26 protein-coding genes are annotated in these 24,135 nt (G+C 62.0%); 17 read left to right on the top strand and 9 right to left on the bottom strand.

Annotation, left to right across the window (positions count from 1 at the left end):
- Positions 1–8: 8 nt before the first annotated feature.
- The 3 genes from ACI3KQ_RS12280 to ACI3KQ_RS12270 form a co-directional block, all read right to left on the bottom strand.
- The gene (locus tag ACI3KQ_RS12280) at positions 9–554 is read right to left on the bottom strand and encodes a flagella basal body P-ring formation protein FlgA (protein ID WP_404957986.1); all 546 of its coding nucleotides are present in this window, start codon (positions 552–554) and stop codon (positions 9–11) included.
- Positions 555–619: 65 nt separating this feature from the next.
- The gene (locus ACI3KQ_RS12275) at positions 620–1,111 is read right to left on the bottom strand and encodes a flagellar motor protein MotB (RefSeq protein ID WP_404957985.1); all 492 of its coding nucleotides are present in this window, start codon (positions 1,109–1,111) and stop codon (positions 620–622) included.
- Positions 1,108–1,776 carry a MotA/TolQ/ExbB proton channel family protein gene (locus ACI3KQ_RS12270; RefSeq protein WP_404957983.1) on the bottom strand — a complete coding sequence of 223 codons (669 nt, stop codon included), beginning with the start codon at positions 1,774–1,776 and terminating at the stop codon, positions 1,108–1,110. The genes ACI3KQ_RS12275 and ACI3KQ_RS12270 overlap by 4 nt, the downstream gene beginning before the upstream one ends.
- A gap of 261 nt (positions 1,777–2,037) precedes the next feature.
- Between ACI3KQ_RS12270 and flgB the strand changes: the two genes are divergently transcribed.
- From flgB to ACI3KQ_RS12205, 13 genes are all read left to right on the top strand, one after another.
- A complete protein-coding gene (flgB, locus tag ACI3KQ_RS12265) occupies positions 2,038–2,409 on the top strand; it encodes a flagellar basal body rod protein FlgB (RefSeq protein ID WP_404957981.1) in 372 nt (123 codons plus the stop codon).
- A gap of 20 nt (positions 2,410–2,429) precedes the next feature.
- The gene (flgC, locus tag ACI3KQ_RS12260; RefSeq protein WP_404957979.1) at positions 2,430–2,822 is read left to right on the top strand and encodes a flagellar basal body rod protein FlgC; all 393 of its coding nucleotides are present in this window, start codon (positions 2,430–2,432) and stop codon (positions 2,820–2,822) included.
- On the top strand, positions 2,819–3,478 hold the full coding sequence (locus tag ACI3KQ_RS12255) for a flagellar hook assembly protein FlgD (protein WP_404957977.1): 660 nt from the start codon (positions 2,819–2,821) through the stop codon (positions 3,476–3,478). The genes flgC and ACI3KQ_RS12255 overlap by 4 nt, the downstream gene beginning before the upstream one ends.
- 42 nt (positions 3,479–3,520) lie before the next feature.
- The gene (locus tag ACI3KQ_RS12250) at positions 3,521–4,366 is read left to right on the top strand and encodes a flagellar hook-basal body complex protein (RefSeq protein WP_404957975.1); all 846 of its coding nucleotides are present in this window, start codon (positions 3,521–3,523) and stop codon (positions 4,364–4,366) included.
- 136 nt (positions 4,367–4,502) lie between these two features.
- The gene (locus ACI3KQ_RS12245; protein ID WP_404957973.1) at positions 4,503–5,246 is read left to right on the top strand and encodes a flagellar basal body rod protein FlgF; all 744 of its coding nucleotides are present in this window, start codon (positions 4,503–4,505) and stop codon (positions 5,244–5,246) included.
- A 58-nt stretch (positions 5,247–5,304) separates the two neighbouring features.
- Positions 5,305–6,093, top strand: a complete 789-nt coding sequence (gene flgG, locus ACI3KQ_RS12240; protein ID WP_404957972.1) for a flagellar basal-body rod protein FlgG — start codon at positions 5,305–5,307, stop codon at positions 6,091–6,093.
- A gap of 104 nt (positions 6,094–6,197) precedes the next feature.
- Positions 6,198–6,857 (top strand): flagellar basal body L-ring protein FlgH, encoded by a 660-nt coding sequence (locus tag ACI3KQ_RS12235; RefSeq protein WP_404957971.1) that lies wholly within the window; start codon positions 6,198–6,200, stop codon positions 6,855–6,857.
- 11 nt (positions 6,858–6,868) lie between these two features.
- On the top strand, positions 6,869–8,101 hold the full coding sequence (locus ACI3KQ_RS12230) for a flagellar basal body P-ring protein FlgI (protein WP_404957969.1): 1,233 nt from the start codon (positions 6,869–6,871) through the stop codon (positions 8,099–8,101).
- Positions 8,101–8,412 carry a rod-binding protein gene (locus ACI3KQ_RS12225; protein WP_404958107.1) on the top strand — a complete coding sequence of 104 codons (312 nt, stop codon included), beginning with the start codon at positions 8,101–8,103 and terminating at the stop codon, positions 8,410–8,412. The genes ACI3KQ_RS12230 and ACI3KQ_RS12225 overlap by 1 nt, the downstream gene beginning before the upstream one ends.
- Positions 8,409–9,746, top strand: coding sequence for a flagellar hook-associated protein FlgK (gene flgK, locus ACI3KQ_RS12220; protein ID WP_404957968.1), 1,338 nt, complete (start codon positions 8,409–8,411; stop codon positions 9,744–9,746). Before ACI3KQ_RS12225 ends, flgK begins: the two co-directional genes overlap by 4 nt.
- Positions 9,747–9,759: 13 nt before the next feature.
- Positions 9,760–10,605 carry a flagellin gene (locus ACI3KQ_RS12215; RefSeq protein WP_404957966.1) on the top strand — a complete coding sequence of 282 codons (846 nt, stop codon included), beginning with the start codon at positions 9,760–9,762 and terminating at the stop codon, positions 10,603–10,605.
- Positions 10,606–10,799: 194 nt separating this feature from the next.
- Positions 10,800–11,663, top strand: coding sequence for a flagellar motor stator protein MotA (gene motA / locus ACI3KQ_RS12210; RefSeq protein ID WP_404957964.1), 864 nt, complete (start codon positions 10,800–10,802; stop codon positions 11,661–11,663).
- A gap of 3 nt (positions 11,664–11,666) precedes the next feature.
- Positions 11,667–12,722 (top strand): flagellar motor protein MotB, encoded by a 1,056-nt coding sequence (locus ACI3KQ_RS12205; RefSeq protein WP_404957962.1) that lies wholly within the window; start codon positions 11,667–11,669, stop codon positions 12,720–12,722.
- A 32-nt stretch (positions 12,723–12,754) separates the two neighbouring features.
- Here the strand turns inward: ACI3KQ_RS12205 and ACI3KQ_RS12200 are convergent, their stop codons facing one another.
- From ACI3KQ_RS12200 to ACI3KQ_RS12175, 6 genes are all read right to left on the bottom strand, one after another.
- Positions 12,755–14,098, bottom strand: coding sequence for an ATP-binding protein (locus tag ACI3KQ_RS12200; RefSeq protein ID WP_404957960.1), 1,344 nt, complete (start codon positions 14,096–14,098; stop codon positions 12,755–12,757).
- Positions 14,095–14,814, bottom strand: a complete 720-nt coding sequence (locus ACI3KQ_RS12195) for a response regulator (protein ID WP_404957958.1) — start codon at positions 14,812–14,814, stop codon at positions 14,095–14,097. The genes ACI3KQ_RS12200 and ACI3KQ_RS12195 overlap by 4 nt, the downstream gene beginning before the upstream one ends.
- Positions 14,815–14,907: 93 nt before the next feature.
- Positions 14,908–15,558, bottom strand: a complete 651-nt coding sequence (locus ACI3KQ_RS12190; protein ID WP_404957956.1) for an EF-hand domain-containing protein — start codon at positions 15,556–15,558, stop codon at positions 14,908–14,910.
- 140 nt (positions 15,559–15,698) lie between these two features.
- On the bottom strand, positions 15,699–16,916 hold the full coding sequence (locus tag ACI3KQ_RS12185; protein WP_404957954.1) for an argininosuccinate synthase: 1,218 nt from the start codon (positions 16,914–16,916) through the stop codon (positions 15,699–15,701).
- A gap of 161 nt (positions 16,917–17,077) precedes the next feature.
- Positions 17,078–17,962, bottom strand: a complete 885-nt coding sequence (locus ACI3KQ_RS12180) for a hypothetical protein (RefSeq protein WP_404957952.1) — start codon at positions 17,960–17,962, stop codon at positions 17,078–17,080.
- A gap of 210 nt (positions 17,963–18,172) precedes the next feature.
- Positions 18,173–18,370 carry a DUF4169 family protein gene (locus ACI3KQ_RS12175; RefSeq protein ID WP_404957950.1) on the bottom strand — a complete coding sequence of 66 codons (198 nt, stop codon included), beginning with the start codon at positions 18,368–18,370 and terminating at the stop codon, positions 18,173–18,175.
- A gap of 112 nt (positions 18,371–18,482) precedes the next feature.
- Between ACI3KQ_RS12175 and ACI3KQ_RS12170 the strand changes: the two genes are divergently transcribed.
- The 4 genes from ACI3KQ_RS12170 (at position 18,483) to ACI3KQ_RS12155 (ending at position 23,937) form a co-directional block, all read left to right on the top strand.
- Positions 18,483–19,394 (top strand): LysR family transcriptional regulator, encoded by a 912-nt coding sequence (locus ACI3KQ_RS12170; RefSeq protein ID WP_404958105.1) that lies wholly within the window; start codon positions 18,483–18,485, stop codon positions 19,392–19,394.
- A gap of 118 nt (positions 19,395–19,512) precedes the next feature.
- Positions 19,513–21,690 carry a TonB-dependent receptor gene (locus ACI3KQ_RS12165; protein WP_404957948.1) on the top strand — a complete coding sequence of 726 codons (2,178 nt, stop codon included), beginning with the start codon at positions 19,513–19,515 and terminating at the stop codon, positions 21,688–21,690.
- 105 nt (positions 21,691–21,795) lie between these two features.
- Positions 21,796–22,908 carry a DUF47 family protein gene (locus ACI3KQ_RS12160; RefSeq protein ID WP_404957947.1) on the top strand — a complete coding sequence of 371 codons (1,113 nt, stop codon included), beginning with the start codon at positions 21,796–21,798 and terminating at the stop codon, positions 22,906–22,908.
- A gap of 27 nt (positions 22,909–22,935) precedes the next feature.
- Positions 22,936–23,937, top strand: a complete 1,002-nt coding sequence (locus ACI3KQ_RS12155; RefSeq protein WP_404957945.1) for an anion permease — start codon at positions 22,936–22,938, stop codon at positions 23,935–23,937.
- Positions 23,938–24,135: the final 198 nt, after the last annotated feature.

Below are 24,135 nucleotides of genomic sequence, written 5' to 3'. Positions count from 1 at the left end.
GGTCGGGTTCAGAAATCATTAAATCCTGGAATCCGCACGGTGCCCATTTCGACCACCTGCGCCAGGACCGGTCCTGATTTCCGGTCTTCCCGCACGCGGATGGTGTCGCCAATCGCGCCATCCTCATCGGCGACCATGACGCGCGATACGCTGAAGCTGGCATTGCCTGCGATCAGTTGAACCGGGTCGCCTCGCTTCACCACAATGTCACGCTGGACCGGACGCGCAGCCGCGCCGTACCGCGCCGCCGGGGTCGCGGAAGCACCGCCGCCGCCGCTAAGCGGCACGCGTATCCGCCAGCCGAGCGTATCGCATTTCACGATTGCTGCGCCGAATGTCGGCCCTTCAACGCTGGGCAGAGAAGGACAGGCCGCCAGACGCAACCGTCGATCGACCGGAGCCATGGGACCGCCCGGTTCGCCGATCTTGGCTCCCACGGTCATGGCAACCAGGCCGTCGATACGGTCCAGATTTTCAAACCTCTGTTGTGCCAGCGCAGGCTGGGCACAGGCTGCTGACAGCGCAAGGATGGCGATCAGGGGCAGCTTGGTCACAGGACTTCTCCGAATGCGGGCAGATTCATGCCACGCATTAAGCAATGACCATGGCTAATATTCCGTTAACGCGGCGAGCCGACCTGCCCGACGCGGATGACCTGCCCCTTGCCGGTATCGCCATCCATCTGGTCCAGCCCCCGGATGCGAAGCCGGTCTTCGGCCAAGCCCTGCGCCTTCAGTTCACGCGCAACCGCGCCCAGCCTTGCGGCAGCCAGATCCCATGGATCGAACCGCCGCCGCGCTGGGTCGGTGCCCTGGCTGCTGATGTCGATCCTGCCGCCGCCTGATCTCAGGCCAGCCGTTGTCCGCGCGATCGCGGCCCTGCCCTGACTGGACAACAGCGCTTCATCGGGCAGGAACAATGTCGCCGCCCGCCATTCAACGACGGAACTGGCCGTGCGTCCGCCAAATTGCTGCCTCACCTGGGCGAGCATGCCGTCACGTTTATGCCCGCTCGCCTGCAACAGAATGAAAAAGCCGAGCAGCAGCAGCAGCAGATCGGCGAAGCTGACTGCCCACCGGTTGCGCCGCGCCTGCGATGCTATGGCGGTCATGCGACCTCTCGCATCGATGCGCGGCGCACCGGCACATTTTCACGCCGCGCGATGGTCAACATGCGGTCGGCAGCTTCCTTCTGCCATGCAAGTTCGCGTTCCGACAGGTCGGCGAGCCTGCTGGCAACAGGCGCGGCGATCAGATTGGCGATCACCACGCCATAGAGTGTCGTCAGCAGCGCCAAGGCCATGGATGGGCCGAGTGCGGCGGGATCGTCCATCGCGGCGAACATGCCGATAAGGCCCAGGATCGTGCCCGCCATACCCAGCGCAGGCGCGGCGTCGGCAATCGACAGCCAGACATTGCGCGCGCTGGCATGGCGCCGCGCGCGGTCCGACAGGGATTGCGACGCCCAGATTTCAAATTGTTCGGTCCGGTCGCTGTTCGCCAGGCGGCGCGCCGCTTCGGCAAGAAAGGGGTTGGCTGTTTTCACCCGGTCGGTGCAGGCCAGGCCGCGCAGCTGCGCGACCTCGTCGATCTTTAGCAAGGCCGATCGCGCGACCATCTGGTCCTTGCCCGGATCGGCGCGGAATAGCGGCACGAGCGCCGCGAGCGCCCTGCCGATTGCCGGGCCGCCATTCTGGAAAAGCGCAACCGCGCCGACGCCCGAGATCATCACCGCCAGCGTCAAGGGATCAATCAGATGCGCCAATGTCCCGATCATCAACCTGTCCCCACTTAACGCCCGAGTCCTGGCGGCAAAGCATTGCCAGGGAGCGGCAAAATCTTGCCGTCCTTGCCGCTGCTCCCGTTTCAACCCACAGATTTCCGCCATTTCCGTGCCAGTCGTTGCGTCACCCACGCAAATTGGCACGGCTCTTGCGAATACACCTTCGGATCACCCGCGGTTCACGCCATCAGGCTTTAGAACGGCGGATGTCCGACACGATTTAGGGCTTCGGCTCAAAAAGACGGAAAGACGAAAATGTCGCTGGAAGACGGACTGTTCGGAGTACATGGAAAGGCGTTAGCGCTTCGCTCGCAACGTCTGTCCCTGCTCGCGTCCAACATCGCGAACGCCTCGACCCCCGGTTACAAGGCGCGCGACATCGACTTCGACGCCGCGCTGAAAGAAGCGACCACGCGCCAGCAGGGCAGCGGAATCGCGGATGTCAGCAAGGCGGTCGATGACAGCATGGGCTATCGCGTGCCGCTACAGCCCAGCCTGGATGGCAACACCGTCGAACTCAGCACAGAACAGACGCTGTTCGCTGAAAACGCCGTCAAATACCGCACGACCCTGTCCTTCCTCGAAGGGCGCATCAACACCATCAACCGCGCGCTGAGGGGAGAATGAGCATGAGCGGCTCCGGTCCCATGAACGTATTTGATATCGCAGGGCGCGCCATGAGCGCGCAGCTGGTGCGACTGAACGCGACCGCATCCAACATGGCGAATGCTGGCAATGTGACCGGCAGCGAGGCGGAAGCCTATCGCGCCATCAAGCCGGTTTTCCAGTCGGTTACCGACAGCCCCGGCGTTTCCACGGTGAAGGTCGCCAATGTCATCACCACCGACGCAAAGCCGACCAAGCGGCACGACCCCAATCATCCGCTGGCCGATGCCAATGGCGATGTCTGGGAAGCAGCCGTGGATAGCAGCGCGGAACTGGTCGACATGATCGAAACCGCCCGCATGTACCAGAATAACGTGCAGGTGCTGAACACTGCCAAGTCGCTGATGCTCGAAACCATAAGGATCGGCAAATGAGCACGACCTCCACCGTCACCGACAGCGCCGGGCTGTCGGTCTATAATCCTTACAAGAATGTCGGCACCGGCAAGTCGGAAATGGGCCAGGCAGATTTCCTGCGCCTGCTTACCGCGCAGATGCAGACACAGGATCCGTTCGAACCGATGGACAACGCGCAGATGGTTTCGCAGATGGCGACCATCACCAACTCCAGCGGCATCGCGGAGATGAACCAGACGCTCAAAGGCCTTGCATCCTCGCTGACCGGATCGCGTCTGGGCGACGCGGCCAGCTGGATCGGCAAGTCGATGCTGATTCAAAGCAACATCGTCGCCCCCGACGCCGCAGGCCAATATATCGGCCAGGTATCATTCAAGGACGCGACCAGCGGAGCGACCGTCGACCTGATCGACGGCAGCGGCAATGTCCTGAAAGCCATCGAACTTGGCAACCAGCCTGCGGGCGACGTCAATTTCTATTGGGACGGCAAGAATGATGCGGGAGAGCAGGTCGCCACCGACGCGCTCAAGATCCGCGTCAATGGCGCTTCGCCCACGCGCGTCGCCAGCTGGGCGACCATCGCCGCCGTCCAGTCACCCGCCGACGGCAGCGCCTCCAAACTCATCACCGCATTGGGCACCTACAGCCCGTCGGACGCTCTTTCACTCGCCTAAGTTACCGATCCACCAAATCCTTTTCACCCAAGGAGCAACGCCATGTCCTTTTACATTTCGCTTTCCGGCCTCAAAGCCGCTCAGACAGATCTTTCGACCATCGCCAACAACGTTTCCAACGTGAATTCGACCGCGTTCAAGAAGAGCAAAGCCGTATTCGGCGACATCTTCGCCGCCGCGCCGATGCAGACGACAACCCAGGTCGCCGGTCAGGGCGTGCGCGCGCAGGGTATCAACCAGCAATTTACCCAAGGCACGATCGAAAGCACCGACAAGACGCTTGACCTCGCCATCACCGGAGAAGGCTTCTTCACCGTCAAACGCGAAGACGGCCAGATCGGCTATACGCGTAATGGCGCGCTGGCGGTCGATCAGGAGCGTTATGTGACCGACACCACGGGCGCCCGCTTGCAGGTGATCCCGCTGGATCCGACGACCGGCCTTCCCACCGTCACGGTTGATTCCACCCTGACATCCGCATCCCTTACCGATTTGCAGATCCCGACAAACTGGCCAGCCGGAGGCACCGGCAACCAACTCAACAGCGTCGGCGTCGGTCAGGATGGCAAGATCAGCGGCGTTTATGCCGATGGCACGACCGTCTATCTGGGCGCTGCGGCGATCGCGGCGTTCAACAGTCAGGAAGGCCTGCGGCAGCAGGGTGACGCGCACTGGACCTCCACCGACGCGAGCGGCCCTGCAATGCTGGGCATGGGTAATAACGGTCTTTACGGTGCTGTCCGCACCGGTGCGCTGGAACGTTCAAACGTCGATATTACGGAAGAACTGGTCAACCTGATTTCAGCCCAGCGCAACTTCCAGGCGAACTCGAAGGCGATCGAGGCGGCCAACACGCTCTCGACCACCATCGTCAACATGCGCACTTAATAGCGGATAGGGATTTGTGCTCCTGCGAAGGCAGGAGCCCAGTCCCGCCGTATGATCTGGGCTCTCACAAGCCACTCGTCTTGTTCGAGTGCCTTCGCAGGAGCACGCAGCGAAATCCGAAACACAGGACAGACCCATGGACCGGCTCGTCAACACGGCACTCACCGCAATGCGCGGCGCGATGGCGCGGCAGGCGGCGATTTCCAACAATCTCGCGAACGTCAACACCGTTGGCTTCCGGGCGGAGATCGCCAATGCAGAGACGCGCTGGATCAAGGGCGATGGTTTCGACACACGGGCGCAGGCATCCGAACAGGTGATCGCCGCCGACATGGCGCAAGGCGCGGTCACTGAAACCGGCAATCCGCTGGACGTGGCCATGAACGGCGATGCTCTGCTCGCCGTTCAGGCCGCCGATGGCAGCGAAGCCTATACGCGCCGCGGCGACCTTAAAGTATCCGACAGCGGACTCCTCACCACCGGCGATGGTTTGCCGGTGCTGGGCGAAGGCGGCCCCATAACCTTGCCGCAGATGGACAGCGTTTCCATCTCGCAGGATGGCAGCATCTGGGGCGTTCCCCAGGGCGGCGACCCGGCGAACCCGCAGCGCGTCGATGGGCTGAAGCTCGTCCGCGCGGTCGGCTCCAGCATCGCCAAGGGCACGGACGGCCTGTTCCGCGAAACCAATGGCGGCGTTCTGCCGACAGACCCGCTCGCCACCGTCACCGGCGGATCGGTCGAAGGGTCCAACGTCAACGCGACATCGGCCCTGGTCGACATGATCGAAGCCAGCCGGGCGTGGGAAACGCAAGTGAAGCTGATCGACACCGCCAAGCAGCTGGATGACGGCGGCGCATCGCTCATGCGGCTTGATGGTTAATTTGGCACGAACCTTGCTGTTCATCCAGCAAGACTGACTTCGCAAGGAAGACGAGACGATGACCAACGCAGCCCTTCACGTCGCCCGCACCGGCCTCGACGCGCAAAACACGAAGATGCGCGTGATCGCCAACAACCTGGCGAACGTCAACACGACCGCCTTCAAGCGCGACCGCGCCGATTTTGAAACCCTCGCCTACCAGCAGATGGTGGCCGCAGGGGCAAACTCGGACAGCGAGAACAAATTCGCCACCGGCCTGAACCTAGGTTCGGGTGTCGCGATGCAGGGCACCAGCAAAATCAACACGCAAGGCACGTTGCAGCAGACCGGCAACGCGCTCGACATGGCGATTGAAGGCTCCGGCTTCTTCCAGGTCCAGCGCCCGGACGGCAGCATAGCCTATACCCGCGCTGGCAATTTCAGCACGACGGCCGAAGGCGTCGTCGTCACAAGCGACGGCCTGCCGCTGATCCCGCAAATCACTGTGCCCCAAGGCGCGACCGGCGTCACCATCGGCAATGACGGCACCGTGACCGCGACGTTGCAGGGCCAGACCGAACCCACGCAGCTGGGCCAGGTCGAACTGGCCAGTTTCATGAACGCGGCGGGCCTGCAGCCGATCGGCGGCAACCTGCTGACTGAAAGCGCCGCCAGCGGCACGCCGCAGGTGGGCATTGCGGGCCTCGATGGCCGCGGCGTCATCCGATCCGGCAATCTGGAAACCTCGAACGTCAACGTGGTCGAGGAACTGGTCGACATGATCGAAACGCAGCGCGCCTATGAGGTGAACAGCAAGATGATCAAGGCGACGGACGAAATGCTGCAATATGTGAATCAGCAGCTGTGAGCCCGATGATGCCCGCCCCCCATAACCCGTTCGGGCTGAGCCTGTCGAAGCCCTTCCCTTCCCTTCAAAAGAAGAAAAGCCCTTCGACAAGCTCAGGGCGAACGGTGATTTTTGCGTTGTGCGCGGCAGCCTTTGTCGCCACCCCGGCAATGGCCGGCAAAAAACGCGATGCCGAGCGGCAATTTTATGCCCCCACCGTCGTTGCCGCCCCTGCCGCGCCGGTGGCGAACGGCTCCATTTTTCAGGCTTCCATGGGCTATACCCCGCTTACCAGCGGCGCGCGGGCGCAGAGCGTAGGGGACATCATCACCATCGTCCTGGTCGAACGCACGCAGGCGACCAAGACGAATTCGGCCGACACCAGCCGCAGCGGCAGCATCGGCCTGACGCCGCCTACTACCGGCCTCTTTTCAAAACTATTTTCGCCCAGCGACATCGGCGCGAGCGGAGATCAGGGCTTCACCGGCAAGGGTAACGCGACCCAATCCAATGCTTTGATGGGTGAGATCACCGTGACGATCGCGGCGGTTTATCCCAACGGCACGATGCTGGTGAAGGGCGAAAAGGCGCTGACGCTCAATCGCGGCGACGAGTTCATCCAGATCAGTGGCTTGGTCCGCCAGGCCGACATCAGCCCGGACAACCGCATCGCATCGACCCGCGTCGCCGACGCCAAGATCATCTACACCGGCAAGGGCGAAATCGCCCGCGCAAGCCGCCAGGGCTGGCTGCAGCGCTTCTTCTCGATGATCAGCCCCTTCTGATGGAGATTGCCATGACGCAATTGAAATGCATCTCCGCCGGCTCCATTGCGAAATCACCGTTCGCCCTGAGCCTATCGAAGGGCTTGTCTGTCTTCAAGGAAGTGAAGAGCTTCGACAGGCTCAGCTCGAACGGATCAAGGCGACGGTTTCGTAATCTTCTTGCTGCGGCGTTTGCGGCTATCGCACTCCTGACCACTCCCGCCCATGCCGAACGGATCAAGGATCTGGGCACCTTTCAGGGCGTTCGTCCCAACCAGCTGACCGGATATGGCATCGTCGTCGGCCTCGCAGGCACGGGCGACGACAGCCTGGACTATGCGACGCAGGGCGTGAAAGGCATGGTTTCGCGCTTTGGCCTGACATTGCCGCAGGGCATCAATCCCGCGCTGAAGAACGCCGCCGCCGTGCTGGTGACGGCCGACCTTCCCGCATTCGCCAAGCCCGGCCAGCGGCTGGACGTCACCGTGTCCGCACTGGGCAAGGCCAAGTCCCTGCGCGGCGGCACGTTGATCATGACCCCGCTTCGCGGTGCGGACAACGAAATCTACGCCATGTCGCAGGGCAATCTGGCCGTCGGTGGCCTCGGCGTTTCAGGTGCTGATGGCAGCCAGGTCTCAGTGAACATCCCTTCGGCTGGCCGCATTCCCGGCGGCGCAACGGTCGAGCGCGCGGTCGCCACCGGTTTCGATACCGCGCCGACCCTTACCTTCAACCTTGCCGAAGCTGACCTCACCACAGCATTGCGTGTGGCGGACGGCATCAACCGCACCTTCGGCGACAACCGCGCGCGCGCAACCGACGCCGTTTCCGTGAACATCGACGCCGCGCCCGGCGCGACCGACCGCATCATGATGATGGGCATGATCGAGAATATCGAGGTCAAGCCCGCCGATGCCCCCGCAAAGGTGATCGTCAACGCCCGCACCGGCACGGTCGTCATCAACGGCGCGGTGAAGATCCACCCGGCGGCGGTCGCGCATGGAAAATTGACCGTCAGCGTCAATGAAAGCCCCCGCATCGTCCAGCCCGCACCCTTCTCTCAAGGTCGAACCGCCGTGGAGCCTTCCAGCTCGATTTCGATCGATCAGGAAAAGAAACCTATGGTTAATTTTAAAGGTGGGGCGTCGCTGACCGATATAGTGAAGGCGGTGAATGCCATTGGGGCGTCCCCTGCCGACATGGTCGCGATCCTCGAAGCCTTGAAGCAGGCAGGCGCGATGAAGGCGGAACTGGTGGTATTGTGATGCAGATTTCAAGCGTTTCATCAGGGGTTCAGCCCGCCGCATCGGCGCAGAAAGCGCAGTTGGAAAAGACCGCGAAGCAGTTCGAGGCGATATTCCTGCGCCAGATGATCGGCACCATGCGCCAGTCAGGCGGCGGCGAAGGCATTTTCGATTCAAGCGCGACCGACCAGTTCCGCGACATGTCCGACGCGCGCACCGCCGATACGATGGCGGAAAAAGGCGCGCTGGGCATCGCGGAGATGTTGCTGCGCCAATATGAAACTCGCCAGCCGGTCGCGGCTGCCGGTCCCGAGCAGGATAAGGGCGAATGAGCGACCTTTTCATCATCGGTGCTTCGGGCACGCGTGCCTATCGGCAAGCGATGGCCGCGATTGCGGAAAATATCGCGAACGCCAGCACCGATGGTTATTCGCGCCGTTCGCTGACGACCGTCGAATCCGGTTCGTCCACCGCGACGATGGCGACCTATATCCCGCGCGCGAACTTCGGCGGGACCGAAGTGAAAGGCGTCAACCGCGCCGCCGATCCCTATCTGGACGCAGCGGTGCGCTATACTGGCACGGCGCTCAGCAATTCGACGGCGCGACTACGGTGGATGACCGACCTGGAAGGCGCGCTGAACGATACGGACACCGGCATCGGCAAGCTGATGACATCGATGTTCCAGAATATCGACAAGCTGGCCGCCAGCCCCAATGACACATCGCTGCGGGTCACATCGCTGGACAGCATCAGTCGGGTGGCGGAGGCATTCCAGCGCACCGCCGCCGACCTTGCCCAGGTTTCCAGCGGCATCGCCATCGAAGCAGAGGCATCGGTCGAAACCATCAACCGGTCGCTGTCGCAACTGGCCGATATCAACAACAGCCTGTTGCGGGCTCAGCCCGGCACGTCGGCCCATGCGCAATTGCTGGACAGCCGCGACGCCGCGCTGAACACCCTGTCTGCCAACCTGAATGTCGATATCAGCTTTGGCGCGCATGACATGGCGACGATCAGCTATAACGGCACGACGATCGTGCAGGGCGACGCCGCCACGACGCTGGCGCTGACCGTCAATGCCAATGGCACGATGGCGATCGCAACCAGCGGCGGCACTGCTCTGACCGCGCCGTCGAACGGCACGCTGGGCGGCCTTTTTTCCGCGGCCGAGACGACCGTGCAACGCCGCACCAGCCTGGACACGCTGGCGCAGCAATTCGTGACGGACATGAACGCCTGGCACGCGCAGGGCCTGACCAATGCCAATGTGGCGGGCGCGCCCCTGCTGTCCTACGGCGGTAGCGCGGCCAGCGTCACCGCGCTGATCACCGACCCCGCAGCAGTCGCAACCAAGTCGGCGGACGGCACGCTCAACGGCAACCTGCTGACCGTTTCCACGGTGCTGCGCGGCAATGGCAGCGCGGAGCAGGGATGGACCGCGATCATCGCATCGCAGGCAAATCTGCTCGCTTCGGTAAAAGCGGAATATACGACCGCACAAGGACGCAGCGATCAGGCGATTGCAGCGCGGGAAGCCGTGAGCGGTGTCGATCTGGACATGGAAGCCGCCGAACTGCTGCGATTGCAGCAGGCCTATTCGGGTTCCGCCAAAATCCTTCAGGTGGCGAAGGAAACTGTCGACGCCATCCTGCAACTGATCTGAGAGGGCTGACCCCATGGTAGGCATCACCAACAAGACGCTGATCGCCGAAATCCGCCGACAGCAACAGCTGTCGCAGGGGATCGTCGAAGGCCAGACCGCCATTTCCACCGGCATTTCCCTGACCAAACCGTCCGACAACGCGCTGGCATGGGTGCAGGTGTCAGAAATCGGCAAGGCGCAGGCCCAGCAGTCCGCGTGGAAGGCCAATATCAGCTATGGCACCACGCGCGCGGCCAATGCGGAAGCCAATCTGGAACAGATCACGACATTGCTCGTACGCGCGCAGGAACTGGTCACGTCGGCCCGCAACGGCAGTCTCAACGCATCGGGACGCGCCGCGATTGTCGAGGAAATGAAGACGATCCGCACCACCATCGACACCATGTTGACGCAGAAGGATTATCAGGGCGTACCTGTATTCGACGATATGCAAAGCGTGCTCGTGCCAGTCAGCCGCGGCCTGAACCTGGCGGTCGTGGGCACGCGGCAGGATGTGTCCGAAGGCATCGACGTCAACGGCACGCCCATGTCGCTGGACGACATCATGGCCCAGAATATCACCGCGCTGGAAAGCGGCACCGACGCCGACCTCATTGCATCGCTCGACGCCATCAGGGCAGGACAGACCCATATCGTCGTCGAACAGGCGAAGCAGGGTGTACGCGGCGATCGACTGGACGTCATCGGCGAGCGACTGACAAATATCGACCTGGACCTGAGCGAACGGCGTCAAGGGCTGGAAGCCACTGACCTTGCCGAAGTGATTTCGTCGGTCAAGGCCAAGCTGCTGCAACTGGAGGCCGCCCAGTCCGCCTTTGCGCGCATCAACCAGCAAACATTGTTCGACCTGATCCGTTAAAAGTTCAGGGGGAGGTAGGATCGTGCTCTTTCCTTCGCGGGAGCACGGCGTGCGCAAGGGCGCTTGCACCAGAACCGACCGAAAAAATCGACGTCCTAAACCTCGCGCTAACCATTGCACGTTAACCATCCAGTGAAGCGCCCTTTTCGGTCGGGCGGAGTCAGCGCCCAAGGGCAGAATTTTCAGGGGTAGACATGTTCGCAATCATTGGCCTGGTCGTGCTGCTCGCCATGGTATTTGGCGGCTTCATCTTCACGGGCGGCGACATTGGTCCCGTTCTGCATGCCCTGCCGCATGAAATGCTGATCATCGGCGGCGCCGCCGTCGGCGCGCTAATCATCGGCAATTCGGCTGCGGACCTGAAAGCGCTGGGCGGCGGTCTGGGCAAGGTGTTCAAAGGCCCCAAATATAAGAAGCAGGATTTTCTCGACTGTATCTTCCTCGTTTCGCGCCTGATGAAGACGCTGCGGGTCGAAGGGCCGGTCGCGCTGGAACCCCATATCGAGGACCCGGCAAGCTCCACCATCTTTTCCGAATATCCACGCCTGATGGGTGACAAAACGCTGATCCATCTAATCAGCGATACGCTGCGCCTGGTGGTCGTCTCCTCCGGCACGCTCGACCCGCATGCGGTGGAAGAGGTGATGGATAACGCGCTCAAGACCCATCACCATGAAGCACTGAAACCCGCCGACAATCTGCAGGGTCTGGCGGATGCGCTCCCCGCGCTCGGCATCGTCGCGGCAGTTCTGGGCGTCGTGAAGACCATGGGATCAATCGACCAGCCTCCGGCGATCCTGGGCGGCATGATCGGTTCGGCGCTGGTCGGCACCTTTCTGGGCGTTCTGCTCGCCTATGGCATGGTCGGCCCCTTCGCCAATCGCTGCCGCGCGGTGATCGAAGCCGACGGGTCAATATATCATGTGGTCAAGCAGATCATCATCGCATCGCTGCACGGCCATCCGCAGCCGCTGGTGATCGAAGCCGCACGCTCTGGCCTGACACACGCCAACCAGCCCGGCTTCGCCGAAGTGTTCGACGGCATGCGGGGCAAATAAGCCATGGCGGAAAAAAAGCGCGGCGGGAACGAACCCGAACCAAGGCCGATCATCGTCAAAAAAATCATCGTCGAAGGGCATGGCGGTCATCATGGCGGCGCGTGGAAGGTTGCCTATGCCGACTTCGTGACGGCAATGATGGCCTTTTTCCTGCTGATGTGGCTGCTGGGCGCAACCACCGAAAAGCAGCGTAAAGGCCTGGCCGACTATTTCACGCCGACGCTGGTTGAGCTGAAGATGGCATCGGCCGGTTCAACCGGGCTGTTCGGCGGCGATTCCATGGTCAGCAAGGAAAATTACCCGACCACCGGCGGTCAGGGCAACCTGGCCATCACAATTCCTCGCGACGCCAGCGGCACCAAGGATCAGGGCGGCAAGGCAACCCGCGCCGCCGACCGCATGAAATTCGAGGCGGTGAAAAAGGAACTGGAAGCGCGCATGGCCCGCAACAAGGGCATGGCCAAGCTGCGCCGCAACGTCCGCTTCACCGAAACGCGCGAAGGGTTGCGCATCGACCTGATCGACGAATCCAATTTTGCAATGTTCACCATGGGCACCGACCGCCTGCTGCCTCAGGCTCGCGCACTGGTCAGCGAAGTGGCCGGGGTCGTGCGCGGCATGCCCAACCCGCTGATCGTACGGGGTCATACCGACGGCCTGCCCTATAGTTCAGGGCAGAGCATGAACAATTGGATGCTTTCGTCCGCCCGTGCCGAAGCCACGCGCAAGACGCTGGCAGCGAGCGGCATCGGCAACGATCGCTTTGCCCGGATCGAGGGCGTGGCCGACCGCGAACCCTTCGCCAAGGGCGACGTCTACGACCCGCGCAACCGGCGCATGTCGATCATCCTTGGCTGGACACGCGGCGGCGGTGCAGGCGGCGAGGATGAAGCAGTGGACGAGGAAACCAAGGCCGCGATCCGCGAACGCGACGATCCGGCGACGGTAGCCCGGACGGAAACGGTCAGGATCGATATGGGTGGAACCACGCTTCCCCAAGGCGCCCAGCTGGTCAATCCAACAGCAGCGGGAACGTCAAATAAGCCCGGCAAGCATTAGATATCTCCATGCGGTGCATGGGGACCGTCTTGCTAAACCGGCAGCACCAGGCTCGCTTCCAGTCCTCCGCCCCCGCGGTTTACAAGTTTCAGCGCGCCGCCATGTTCGGCCATGATCGCCCTCACCAGCGCAAGACCCAGACCCGCACCGCCCGTTTCGCGGTTGCGCGAGCCCTCCAGCCGCGTGAACGGCTCCATCATTTCTTCCATGCGGTCTTCGGCGATGCCTGGCCCGTCGTCCGCCACGGCGAGACGGATCGCCCCTTCTTCGCGGACAACCGAAACATGGGCGCGCTCGCCATAAACGATAGCGTTTTCGATGAGGTTGCGCAGCGCCCTGCGTATCTGCTGCGGCCGTACCGAAGCGACCGCCCGGTCGCTGTCGGCCATGGTGGCGGGCGAGCCAAGCTCGATAAAATCCTCAACCACCGCATCGGCCAGCGCTGAAAGGTCGACTTTCTGCGCCGCTTCCGTACTGCGCCCCGCCCGCGCGAGCGACAATATGTCCTCCAGCATCCGGTTCATCTCATCGATCGTCTGTGACATGCGCGCGCGTTCGCTTTCGTCTTCGACCGATTCGGTGCGGACGCGCAGCGAAGCAAGCGGCGTGCGCAGATCATGGCCGATCGCGCCGAGCATCCGATCCTTTTCATCCAGCATTGCGACGATACGGCTGCGCATGGCGTTGAACGCCATCGTCAGGTCACGCACATCGCCGGGGCCGCGTTCTTCCACCGGATCAGCCGAACCGGTGTGCGCAAATTGCTGCGCTGACCGCGTAAGCTGCCCCAGCGGTCGCGCCAGCCGGCGCCCGACCCACAGCAGCGGCGCCAGCACGATGACGTAGAGGATCAAGGTCTGGCCGATCAACCAGCCGCCAAAACGCGGCGGGCGGCCCCCGCTACGGCTTTGCGTCACCACCCATTTGCCCGGTTCATATTGAACCGCCATGACCAGGCGGCGAGGTCGGTTATCCTCCGCAAAGTCGCCGCCTGTGCGCATGCGCAGCCGTTCCCAGCGGCGCAGTGGCGCGGGTTCCTTCGCTTCGACCACGCGGATCGAATAGATGCGCAGCCCCGCGTCAGCGAACATGGCGAGCGCGCGCCTTTCCACTTCGGGACGGGCGTCCCCCGTCAGTTGCGGCGCTCTGTCCAAGAAACGTGCGCGTGGCCTATCCCCCATCGGGCGGTCGCCGCGATTGTCCAGCGCATCGACGATGCGATAGACGGCGGGTGCGGTCTGCGCTGTCAGTGTCAGGCTATTGCGTTCGCGCAGGAGAAGACCGAAGTTTATCGCTTGGGCGACGAACAGTGCGATGGCGACCAACAGGATGATCTGGCCAACCAGGCTTTGCGGCCACAGGCGAAAGCGCTTCACAGCTTTCTCACATCGGCGGACAGCGTATAGCCGCCCCCCCAGACCGTCTTGATGAGCGTGGGGTTTTTAGGATCAGGCTCGATCTTCTTGCGCAGGCGGCTGATCTGGTTGTCGATGGCGCGGTCGAAGGCGTTCGCTTCACGCCCTTGGGTGATGTCGAGCAGCTGGTCGCGGCTCAGCACCTGATTGGGGCGCGTGGCAAAGGCGAGCATCAGATTATATTCGGCGGTCGACAGGGGCAACGCCACCCCTTCCCGATCCACCAGCACCCGTTCCTGCGTCTTTAGCAGCCAGTCCGCAAAAGCATAGGTCGCGCCGTCGGGAGCGGTAACGCGCTGGCCCCCGGTCGCAACGCGACGAAAGATCACCTTGATCCGGGCGACAAGCTCCCGCGGGGAAAAGGGTTTCAGCACATAATCGTCTGCGCCCATCTCCAGCCCAACGATGCGATCGGTCTCCTCCGACTTCGCGGTTAGCAGGATGACGGGGGTTTCACTGGTTGCGCGGACATGGCGGCAGAGCGACAATCCATCCTCACCGGGCATCATGATGTCGAGCACCACGAGGTCGATGGCGTTTGCGTTCAGCCTGATCCGGGCCTCCGCAGCGCTTTCCACGGCAGTCACGCGAAAACCGTTGCGCGACAAATATTGCGCCAACGGTTCGCGGATGGAACGCTCGTCATCGACGAGCAGCAGATGGGGGCGTTCAGTCATAGGGGGTTCTTGTCACGGCTGCTGGCCAGTGGGAAGGGTGAAGGCAGCGTCCAACCCTTCCCACCTGCTGTTGAACGTCGCCCAGTCATGGGATCAGTTTCTGGTGCCCGTTTTGGCCGCGTCCCGACGCGCCTGCCAGGCATCACGCATCGTCTTGCGCGCCGCCTTCATCTCATTGGCGGAAACCGATCCATCATTGTTGGTATCGGCCTTGTCGAACATGGCCAGCGGACCGGCGATGAATTCGGCACGGGTAAGGACGCCATCCTTGGCAGCGGCGCCATGACCATCGCCCATGCCACGGAACATCATGCCCTTGCCCATGCCATCCCGGTCACGATGGCCCATCCCATGGCTCTTGCGCCCGCCGGGGCGGTCGCCGTCCTTCCGGGTGCCGCGAGCCTGATGGCCTGCATCGAATTCAGCCCGGCTGATCTGGCCATTTTTGTCACTGTCGAGCGCGGCGAAGCGCTGGTCAAGGCGCGCCTTGCGGCCAAGTTCACGATCCTGCTTCGTCAGTTTGCCGTCCCTATCATGGTCCAGCCGGGTGAAGCGGGCATCGAGCGCGGCGGTGAGTTCCGCCTTGCTGATCTGGCCGTCCTTGTTGGCGTCAGCCATCATCATGCCGCGATGACGACCATCCTGACCGCCATGACCGGGCTGAGCCAGCGCGAAGTGCGAAGCGGCCAGCCCGCCGACAAAGAGCGAGCCAACCGCAACGGTTCCCAAAAATTTGCGGATCATCTTGTCATCTTCCTTCCAACGGGTTCGATGAACGGCCACCGCCGTCCTTGTGAAACCCTTATGAGGAAGATTTGTCCCGCAAGCTTGTCATGTCACCCGCCAAATTGTCGTAATTTGTAACGGGAGACATGAGTGGATGATCAGCCGTCCCGACGCCCCAGCAACCGCAACCGAAGCGCATTCAGCTTGATAAAGCCCGCCGCATCCCGCTGGTCATAAGCGCCCGCATCATCTTCGAACGTCACCACCTTCTCGCTGTAGAGCGAATAAGGCGACTTGCGCCCAACGACCTGAACGCTGCCCTTGTACAGCTTCAGCCGGACGGTGCCTGTCACCTTCTCCTGGCTATGGTCGATCGCCGCCTGCAACATCTCACGCTCCGGCGAGAACCAGAAACCGTTATAGATCAGTTCGGCATATTTGGGCGCCAGCTCATCCTTCAGATGCGCCGCACCCCGGTCCAGCGTCAGCTGCTCGATACCGCGATGGGCCAGATGATAGATGGTGCCGCCCGGCGTTTCATACATGCCGCGCGACTTCATGCCGACGAAGCGGTTCTCGACCAGATCCAGCCGACCGATGCCATGCTTGCGGCCATATTCGTTCAGCGTCTCCAGCAAAGTCGCCGGGCTCATGCCCACGCCATTGATCGCCACGCCGTCGCCCCGCTCGAAATCGACCGTGATATATTCCGGCGCGTCAGGCGCGTCCTCCGGGTTCACCGTGCGCGAGAAGACATAATCCGGCACTTCTTCCCACGGATCTTCGAGCACCTTGCCCTCGGAAGAGGTGTGCAGCATGTTCGCGTCGGTCGAAAACGGGCTCTCGCCACGCTTGTCGCGGGGGATGGGAATCTGGTGCTGCTCGGCAAATTCGATCAGCTTCGTGCGGCTCGCCAAGTCCCACTCACGCCACGGCGCGATCACCTTGATGTCGGGTGACAACGCATAATAGCCCAGCTCGAAACGCACCTGATCATTGCCCTTGCCGGTCGCGCCATGGCTGACCGCATCCGCGCCGACCTGCCGCGCGATTTCGATCTGCCGCTTGGCGATCAGCGGCCGCGCGATCGACGTGCCGAGCAGATACAGCCCCTCATACATCGCGTTGCCGCGCATCATCGGGAACACATAGTCCTTCACAAACTCTTCGCGCAGGTCGTCGATGAAGATATGCTCATCCTTGACGCCCATCAGCTTGGCCTTCTGCCGCGCAGGCTCCAACTCCTCGCCCTGCCCCAGATCGGCGGTGAAGGTCACAACTTCACACTGGTAGGTCTGCTGCAGCCACTTCAGGATCACGCTGGTGTCGAGCCCTCCTGAGAAGGCAAGGACAATGCGGTTGATCTTATCGGACATGGGTGGAGCGACCTTCCTTGAAGCTGGCCTTGAAGCTGGCGCGAAATTACCGGCGCGCCGGTATCAGGGGTAGGCCTGAAGTGCAACCGAATCGAGAAGACTGTGCATAAGCAAAAGGGCGACGGCAACGCCATCGCCCTTTCCTAACACCATGTCGATGCTTAACGCGTTTGCGGTTTGAATGTCATTCCGCGCTTGCGGTCCGCACCCATGCGATAAACCGTCTGCATCTGCGGTTCGGCATGAACGGTCTGCGGGGGTGCTACGTCATTGATCGCAGCATTCTGCCCCGCCGCCGCCTGTTCTTGCTGAGCCAACAGAAAGCGCGCTCTTACCATCCGCTTGCGCGGGGTGAGGAAGGGATTTTCCGGGCTCGGCGGGGCGGCGACCATGGCGGCCAGACCGCCTCCTACTCCCGCCGACGCGAGATTCGCAGCTGGCACTGGAGCCGCGGTCGGCACTACGGGAGCAGCGACCGGTTGATCATTATAAACGACCTGGTCGCTCACAGTTTCGCCCCTGGTTCCACGACGACGACGACGGCTTACAGCCGCAGCGCCCAGCCCCAGAAGCAGCAGCGCACCGCCGCCCAAAGCCGTGGGCAGAACCCAGTCATTCATCGCAGCATTTTCATCTGTGCGGGTGACAACCGGCTCAGGCGCTGCGGTCGCCTGATCAGGGGCCATCACCGCAACTGGCGCTTCAGGCTGAGGCGCGGCTTCAACCGTCCGTTCGATCGGGGGTGGAGTGGTTGGCACCTCCGCACGTGCCGAACGGGCAATAGGAGCAGCCTGTGGGACGGGAGCCGATTTCACACTTTGCTCAGCGGCCTCCTGTTCGGCTGCGGCACGCGCTGCGGCGATGCGTTCCTGTAACGGCGCTGTTGGTTGAACCATTGGTTGCGGCGTGGCGGCGTCCGCCGACAGGTCGGCAGGCGGCGATACAGGCACTGCTATGACGGGCGCCGAAACAGTCGGTAGCGCCACCAACGGTGGGGCGGTGTCTGAAACAGCAGCGTCCTGCGCATAGCCATAGGTGGAATTCAAAGCCAGAACAGCGACAATCGCGGAACCGGCTGGGCGGATTTTTAAAATATATCCTCTCATAGCTAAAGTTGAACTCTCGATACGTTCAATTCAGCGCATGATAAGCCCAGTTTCCACGATAGTTTGATCCATCAGAGCGACGAAACGTTCCTCGATAGTTCAATATGAACAAATATTCACCTTGTTACAGGTCGCATATAGCCTGCATCATCATTTTTTGTCTGTATCATCCTGATTTTCGCGGCGGCTATTCTCCAGTCGATCCGATTGACGCTGCGCCTCTTGCGCCTGCCGTTCGCTTTCTGTCTTCGTGCGGCCAAACTTTGCGCGATTAGACTGCGCCTTTATTTCCTTTTCTGCCCGCGCCCTGTCCTTGCGCACCTGCCGCAGATTGATGATGTCCCCCATGCCGCCTCCGAAAGAAGTCCCTGCTCCGCTGCCAGATGCCACCGTGCGGCTATCGATGCAAAAGCCCATTATCACGCTTACCCCCGTGCGACATTTCCATTATCAACACGCCATGGCCACATCTTCACTGCGCCAACTGGACATATTCGCACAGATGGTGGCGTCCGGTAATGCTGCCATTTGCGCACGCGACCTTGGCATTTCGGTTGAAAAGGTGGCGCAGGACCTCGCGTCGCTGGAGATGCGCTTGGGCTATCGCCTGTTCGACGAAATTTCGGGCAACCTCCGGCTGACGGCGGCAGGACGCAAGACCGCCGAGGCCATGACCCTGCTGTCACGGGACGATCCTGAAAGCTGGAGCAGCAGCAAGGTGGATGAGCCGGATCCGCAGGCGCACGACCGGGAGGAACGGCAGTCCATCGTGCTGGCGGCCCCCGCTCCGGTATTCGGTCGCTTTCAGGAGGCGCTCGCCGCTTTCGAAGCGGCCAATGAGGATGTCGCGATCACGCTGGACTTGACTATCCACCTCGCCGAAGAAGCCGCGACGGCGTTGCGAGAGGGGCGGGTGGACATCGCCTATTTCTACGCGCTCGGCGAAACCGCGGACCTGCCATCACGCTATGGTTGGTCTGAACAGATCAACCTTTATGCCGGGAACACCCACCCGCTCGCGCTGCAGGACAGTGTGAGCGCGCAGGATCTTGCAACCTTGCCGATGCTGATGATGGAACGGCCCAATCCCCTGCGGCGGATCATAGACGCCGCCCTGGCAAGGGATGGCATCCGCACCGGCGATCCGGTGCTGGAAACGGACAATATGTTCGACATCATGACCATATTGCGGGAAGGCGCAGGCTGCTTTGCAGCCTTTGGCCCCTTGGCCCGCGACTTGGGGCGCCTTGGCGGGATTCGGCGGCTCGCGCTCGAACGCTCCCTGCCTGTCGTCGAAGTGAGGCAGGCGACAGGAACGCGAGCAGCGAACGGATCGGCAGCCACCGCGCTGGCGGATTATCTGTTCCTCTGATCATTCCCTTAATGCCGATGCTGAAAATCTCCATGCCATGCCCGATTTTCTCATTGATATGTTATAACATCGACGGTAGAGGAGCGCAGCTTTCGATATCTTGAAGGACGAATATCCGATGCTCCGGCTCCCCCTGCTGCGCGCCAGCTGCGCCATCGCCGCCCTTACCCCTGCCATCCCCGCTTTGGCGGAAGTCAGCACGCCGCCCACTCCACCGGCCTATCATGACGACCGGGCCGACATCATCGTCACCGCCATCATTCCCCGGCGGCAGGGCGACATATTGTCGGGCACGTCGGTGGTGACCGGCGAAGAACTCGTCCGCGCGCTCCGCCCCACCATCGGCGAAACGCTGGCCCGTCAGCCCGGTGTATCCGCCACCTCCTTTGGACCCAACGCATCGCGCCCGGTGCTGCGCGGCTTTCAGGGCGAGCGCGTGCGAATCCTGACCGACGGCGTGGGCAGTTTCGACGTGTCGAACACGTCCGTCGATCACGCGGTCGCGATCAATCCCCTGACCGCCGACCGTATCGAGATATTGCGCGGTCCCGCGGCGCTTCTATACGGGTCATCGGCAATTGGCGGCGTGGTCAATGTGATCGATAGCCGGATACCGCGACGGGTGCCGGACGAACCAATCCACGTGGACGGCATCGCCACCTATGGCAGCGCAGCGGACGAACGGACGGTTGCTGGAGAGATTGAGGTGCCGTTGGGCGGCGGGCTGGTCGCTCATGCGGATGGCAGCTACACCAAGACCGGCGACCTGCGGACCGGCGGCTATATCCTGGCAGCGCCACTTCGCGCCATCGCGGCTGATTCCGACGAAGAAGAAATCCGCGAAGACGGGCGTCTGCGCGGCAAGCTGCCCAACACGGCGGCCGAAACATGGGAAGTGGCGGGCGGCCTGGCCTATGTCGGCGATCGCGGCAATCTGGGCTTTTCGGTCTCACACAGCGAAAACCGTTACGGCGTTCCATCACGCATCGATGTGACCGAGGCCCATGATCATGATCATGATCATGATCACGATCACGATCACGATCACGATCACGAAGAAGAACATGGCCATTCCCATGAAAACGTGACCCTGGCCATGCAGCAAACACGCGCGGACCTGCGCGGCGAAGTGGCGGTGAATGGCGGGTTCCTCGACAGTATCCGACTGCGCGCCGGCTGGGCGACCTACCGGCATGACGAAATCGAACCCAGCGGCGAAATTGGCACTACATTCCGCAATCAGTCCATGGAAAGTCGGCTGGAGCTGATTCAGTCACGTCGTGGCAATTGGGATGGCGCGTCCGGTGTGCAATATTTCACCCGCCGCTTTTCCGCCAATGGCGAAGAGAAGTTCCTGCCCAAAAATGACACGGAACAATTGGGCTTCTTCACCCTGCAATCGGTCGATCTGGGCGATATGCGGCTGGAAGCAGGCGCGCGCTATGAAAAGACGAAGCTGCGTTCGGTCCCCGACGCCGACCTGTTCATCGCGGGCCAACGGCGCAATTTTGACGCCTTTTCAGCATCGATCGGCGCTAGCCAGCAAATCGTTCCGGGCTGGCGGTTGGGGTTGAACCTTGCCCGCACGGAACGCGCGCCATCTGCCGAAGAATTGTTCGCGCGCGGCAATCACGCCGGGACGCAGGCATTTGAACTGGGCAATCCGGGCTTTGGCCTGGAAAAAAGTTGGGGCGTGGAAGGCACGCTGCGCGGTCAGGGCGACGGCTACGGCCTGTCGCTGTCCGCCTATCACAACTGGTTCAATGGCTATATTTACGACGCCATCGTGGACGACAGCATATGCATGGCCGCCAATGGTGGCGCGGAACTGGAGTTTCCATGCTTCCAATATGCGCAGGCAAATGCCCGCTACTGGGGTTTTGAAGCGGAGGCTTCGGCCAAGCTCGGGCAAATCGGTCGCTATGCCGTTAATGTGGATGGCGTAGCCGACTATGTCCGGGCAACGATCACCAGCGCGGGCCCGGCGCCCCGCATCCCGCCGCTTCGCCTGCTGGGCGGCCTGGAACTGCAGGACGACCGACTGACGCTGCGCGGCGAGGTGGAGCACAGCTTCGCCCAAGACCGGATCGCGGCGACCGAAACACGCACCGGCGGCTTTACGCTGGTGAATGCGTCGCTGTCCTTCAAACCGTTCAGCGGCAACGATCGCACCAGCATCACCGTCAGCGCCAATAATATCTTCGACGTGGAGGCGCGGCGTCATGCCAGCGTGCTGAAGGATTATGCACCGCTGGCCGGGCGAGACGTTCGCGTCACAGCCCGACTGTCGATCTAAATCTAGTTGATTGCGCTATGTGACGTTTTCGTTACATAGCGCTGGCATGGATCAGGGGCGACCAGACATTGGCGCGGCCAGCCGCGCTGCGCTGGAACTATGGTGATGCGCCAGATCGCCGCGCTGCCCTATGCCACGGACGCCGACGGATCGATGCGCATCCTGTTGATCACGTCACGGGAGACGCGGCGCTGGGTCATTCCCAAGGGCAATCGTATCAAGGGCATGGCCGGGCACCGCGCTGCCGAAGTGGAAGCCTATGAGGAAGCAGGCATCCACGGCATTGCCTGCCCCGCCCCCCTGGGCCGTTACCGATATGACAAGCGGCGCAAGAGCGGCACGCGTGAGGCAACGGTGGATGTTTTCCCCCTTGCCGTCACGGGCCAGTTGCCGCAATGGCCCGAACAGGGGCAGCGGGAACTTCGCTGGTTCCCGGTCGCAGAAGCCGCGAAGGCCGTCGACGAACCCGATCTACAATCCATTATCGCTGCCTTTCGCGAACCCCCCGGAAATCCGGGCTGGTTTTTCCGCATGCTGCTGCGGATCAGGGAATGGCAAACCGAAAGGACTGGAATGCTGCGCTGGTTTCATGCGTTGATGCCCAAACAGGGCCGCTTTTTCGAACAATTCGAAGATCATGCCACAATGCTGGTCGCGGGTGCGGATGCGCTCGCGAAGTTGCTGAAGGGCGGACCTGACATGGACGCGCATATTCGGGAGATTTCCGAACGCGAGCATGAAGCGGACGACATCATTCGCGAAGTATTGCAGGATGTGCGCCGGATCTTTGTGACGCCGTTTGATCGCAGTGCCATCACCGGCCTGATCGGCGTCATGGATGACGCCATCGACCAGATGAACCAGACCGCCAAGGCGATCGCCCTGTTCGAGGTCAAGGAATTCGCGTCGCAGATGCAGGACATGAGCGCGCTGATCGTCGAATGTGCGCGGATCACCGCCGAAGCCATGCCGCTTTTGCGCTCGCTCAACCTGAATTCCGTCCGGCTGCACGATCTGACCGAAAGGCTGGTGAAGCTGGAAGGCCATGCGGACATATTGCATGAGGCGGGCCTGAAGGCGCTCTATAACAAGGCGCGGCAGGGCAATCCGATGGACTTTGTCGTTGGGCACGAAATCTACGCGCATCTGGAAAAGGTGACGGACAGGTTCGAGGATGTCGCCAACGAGATTTCCGGCCTGGTCATCGACCACGCCTGATCGCCGCTTCGACCGAGCCCAGACCCGATGGAACCCCATATCGCCTTTCCGCTGCTGATCGCCCTGATCGGCGTCGCCCTTGCCTTCGACTTTCTGAACGGCCTTCACGACGCGGCCAATTCCATTGCCACGATCGTATCGACGCGCGTGCTGAAACCGCAATATGCCGTAGCCTGGGCGGCTTTCTTCAACTTCATCGCCTTCCTCTTCTTTGGCCTTCATGTGGCAGAGACGGTGGGCAAGGGAATCGTGGACGCCAGCATCATCGATCCGCCGGTGATCTTTGGCGCTCTGATGGGCGCCATCGCCTGGAACCTCATCACCTGGGCGCTCGGCATCCCGTCATCCAGCAGCCACGCATTGATCGGCGGCTTGCTGGGCGCGGGCACCGCCAAGGCGGGGTTGAGCGCCGTCGTCTGGACCGGAGTGTTCAAGACCAGCGCCGCCATCGTACTGTCACCCGCCGTCGGCCTGCTGCTGGCGCTGCTGCTGGTGCTTATCGTCAGTTGGATATTCCGCCGCTTCACGCCGCAGGGCGCGGATCGCGTGTTCCGCAAGCTCCAGCTTGTGTCGGCATCGCTCTATTCCTTGGGGCATGGCGGCAATGATGCGCAAAAGACGATGGGGATCATCGCGGTGCTGCTCTATTCGCAGGGCATGCTGGAGGGCGGCTTTCACGTCCCCTTCTGGGTGGTGATTTCATGTCAGGCCGCCATGGGCCTGGGCACGTTGCTGGGCGGATGGAAGATCGTCCACACCATGGGGTCGAAGATCACCCGCCTGACCCCCGCGCAGGGATTTTGCGCGGAAACCGGCGGAGCGATCACCCTGTTCATGGCGACCCATCTGGGCGTGCCAGTGTCCACCACTCATACGATCACCGGATCGATCGTGGGCGTGGGCGCTTCCCGCCGCCTGTCCGCCGTGCGCTGGAACGTTGCGTCCAACATTGTCGTCGCTTGGGTGATCACCCTGCCCGCAGCAGCACTGATCGGCGCGGGCTTCTATGAACTGACGCGGCTTTTCTGACAGCCAACCTGCCGGTCGAAGGGCACTGGTCGATTTTGGTGAGAGCACCCTTCCCAAACGTAGGTCCGCGTTCTATATGCAGTTTCGAAATCCGGTCGTCATGTCGCCTTCGGGCAGTGCGACGACCGTCCCGTGGATCGCCCGGGGACCAGCTTCAAGTAGCGCGCGAAGCTGGCGGGATTGGGCGAAAATCGACGG

The organism is Sphingobium sp. ZW T5_29, from assembly GCF_044987515.1.
Taxonomy (GTDB): Bacteria; Pseudomonadota; Alphaproteobacteria; order Sphingomonadales; family Sphingomonadaceae; genus Sphingobium.
Note: the sequence above shows the minus strand (reverse complement) of the source record. Positions and strands in the feature narration are given on the sequence as shown.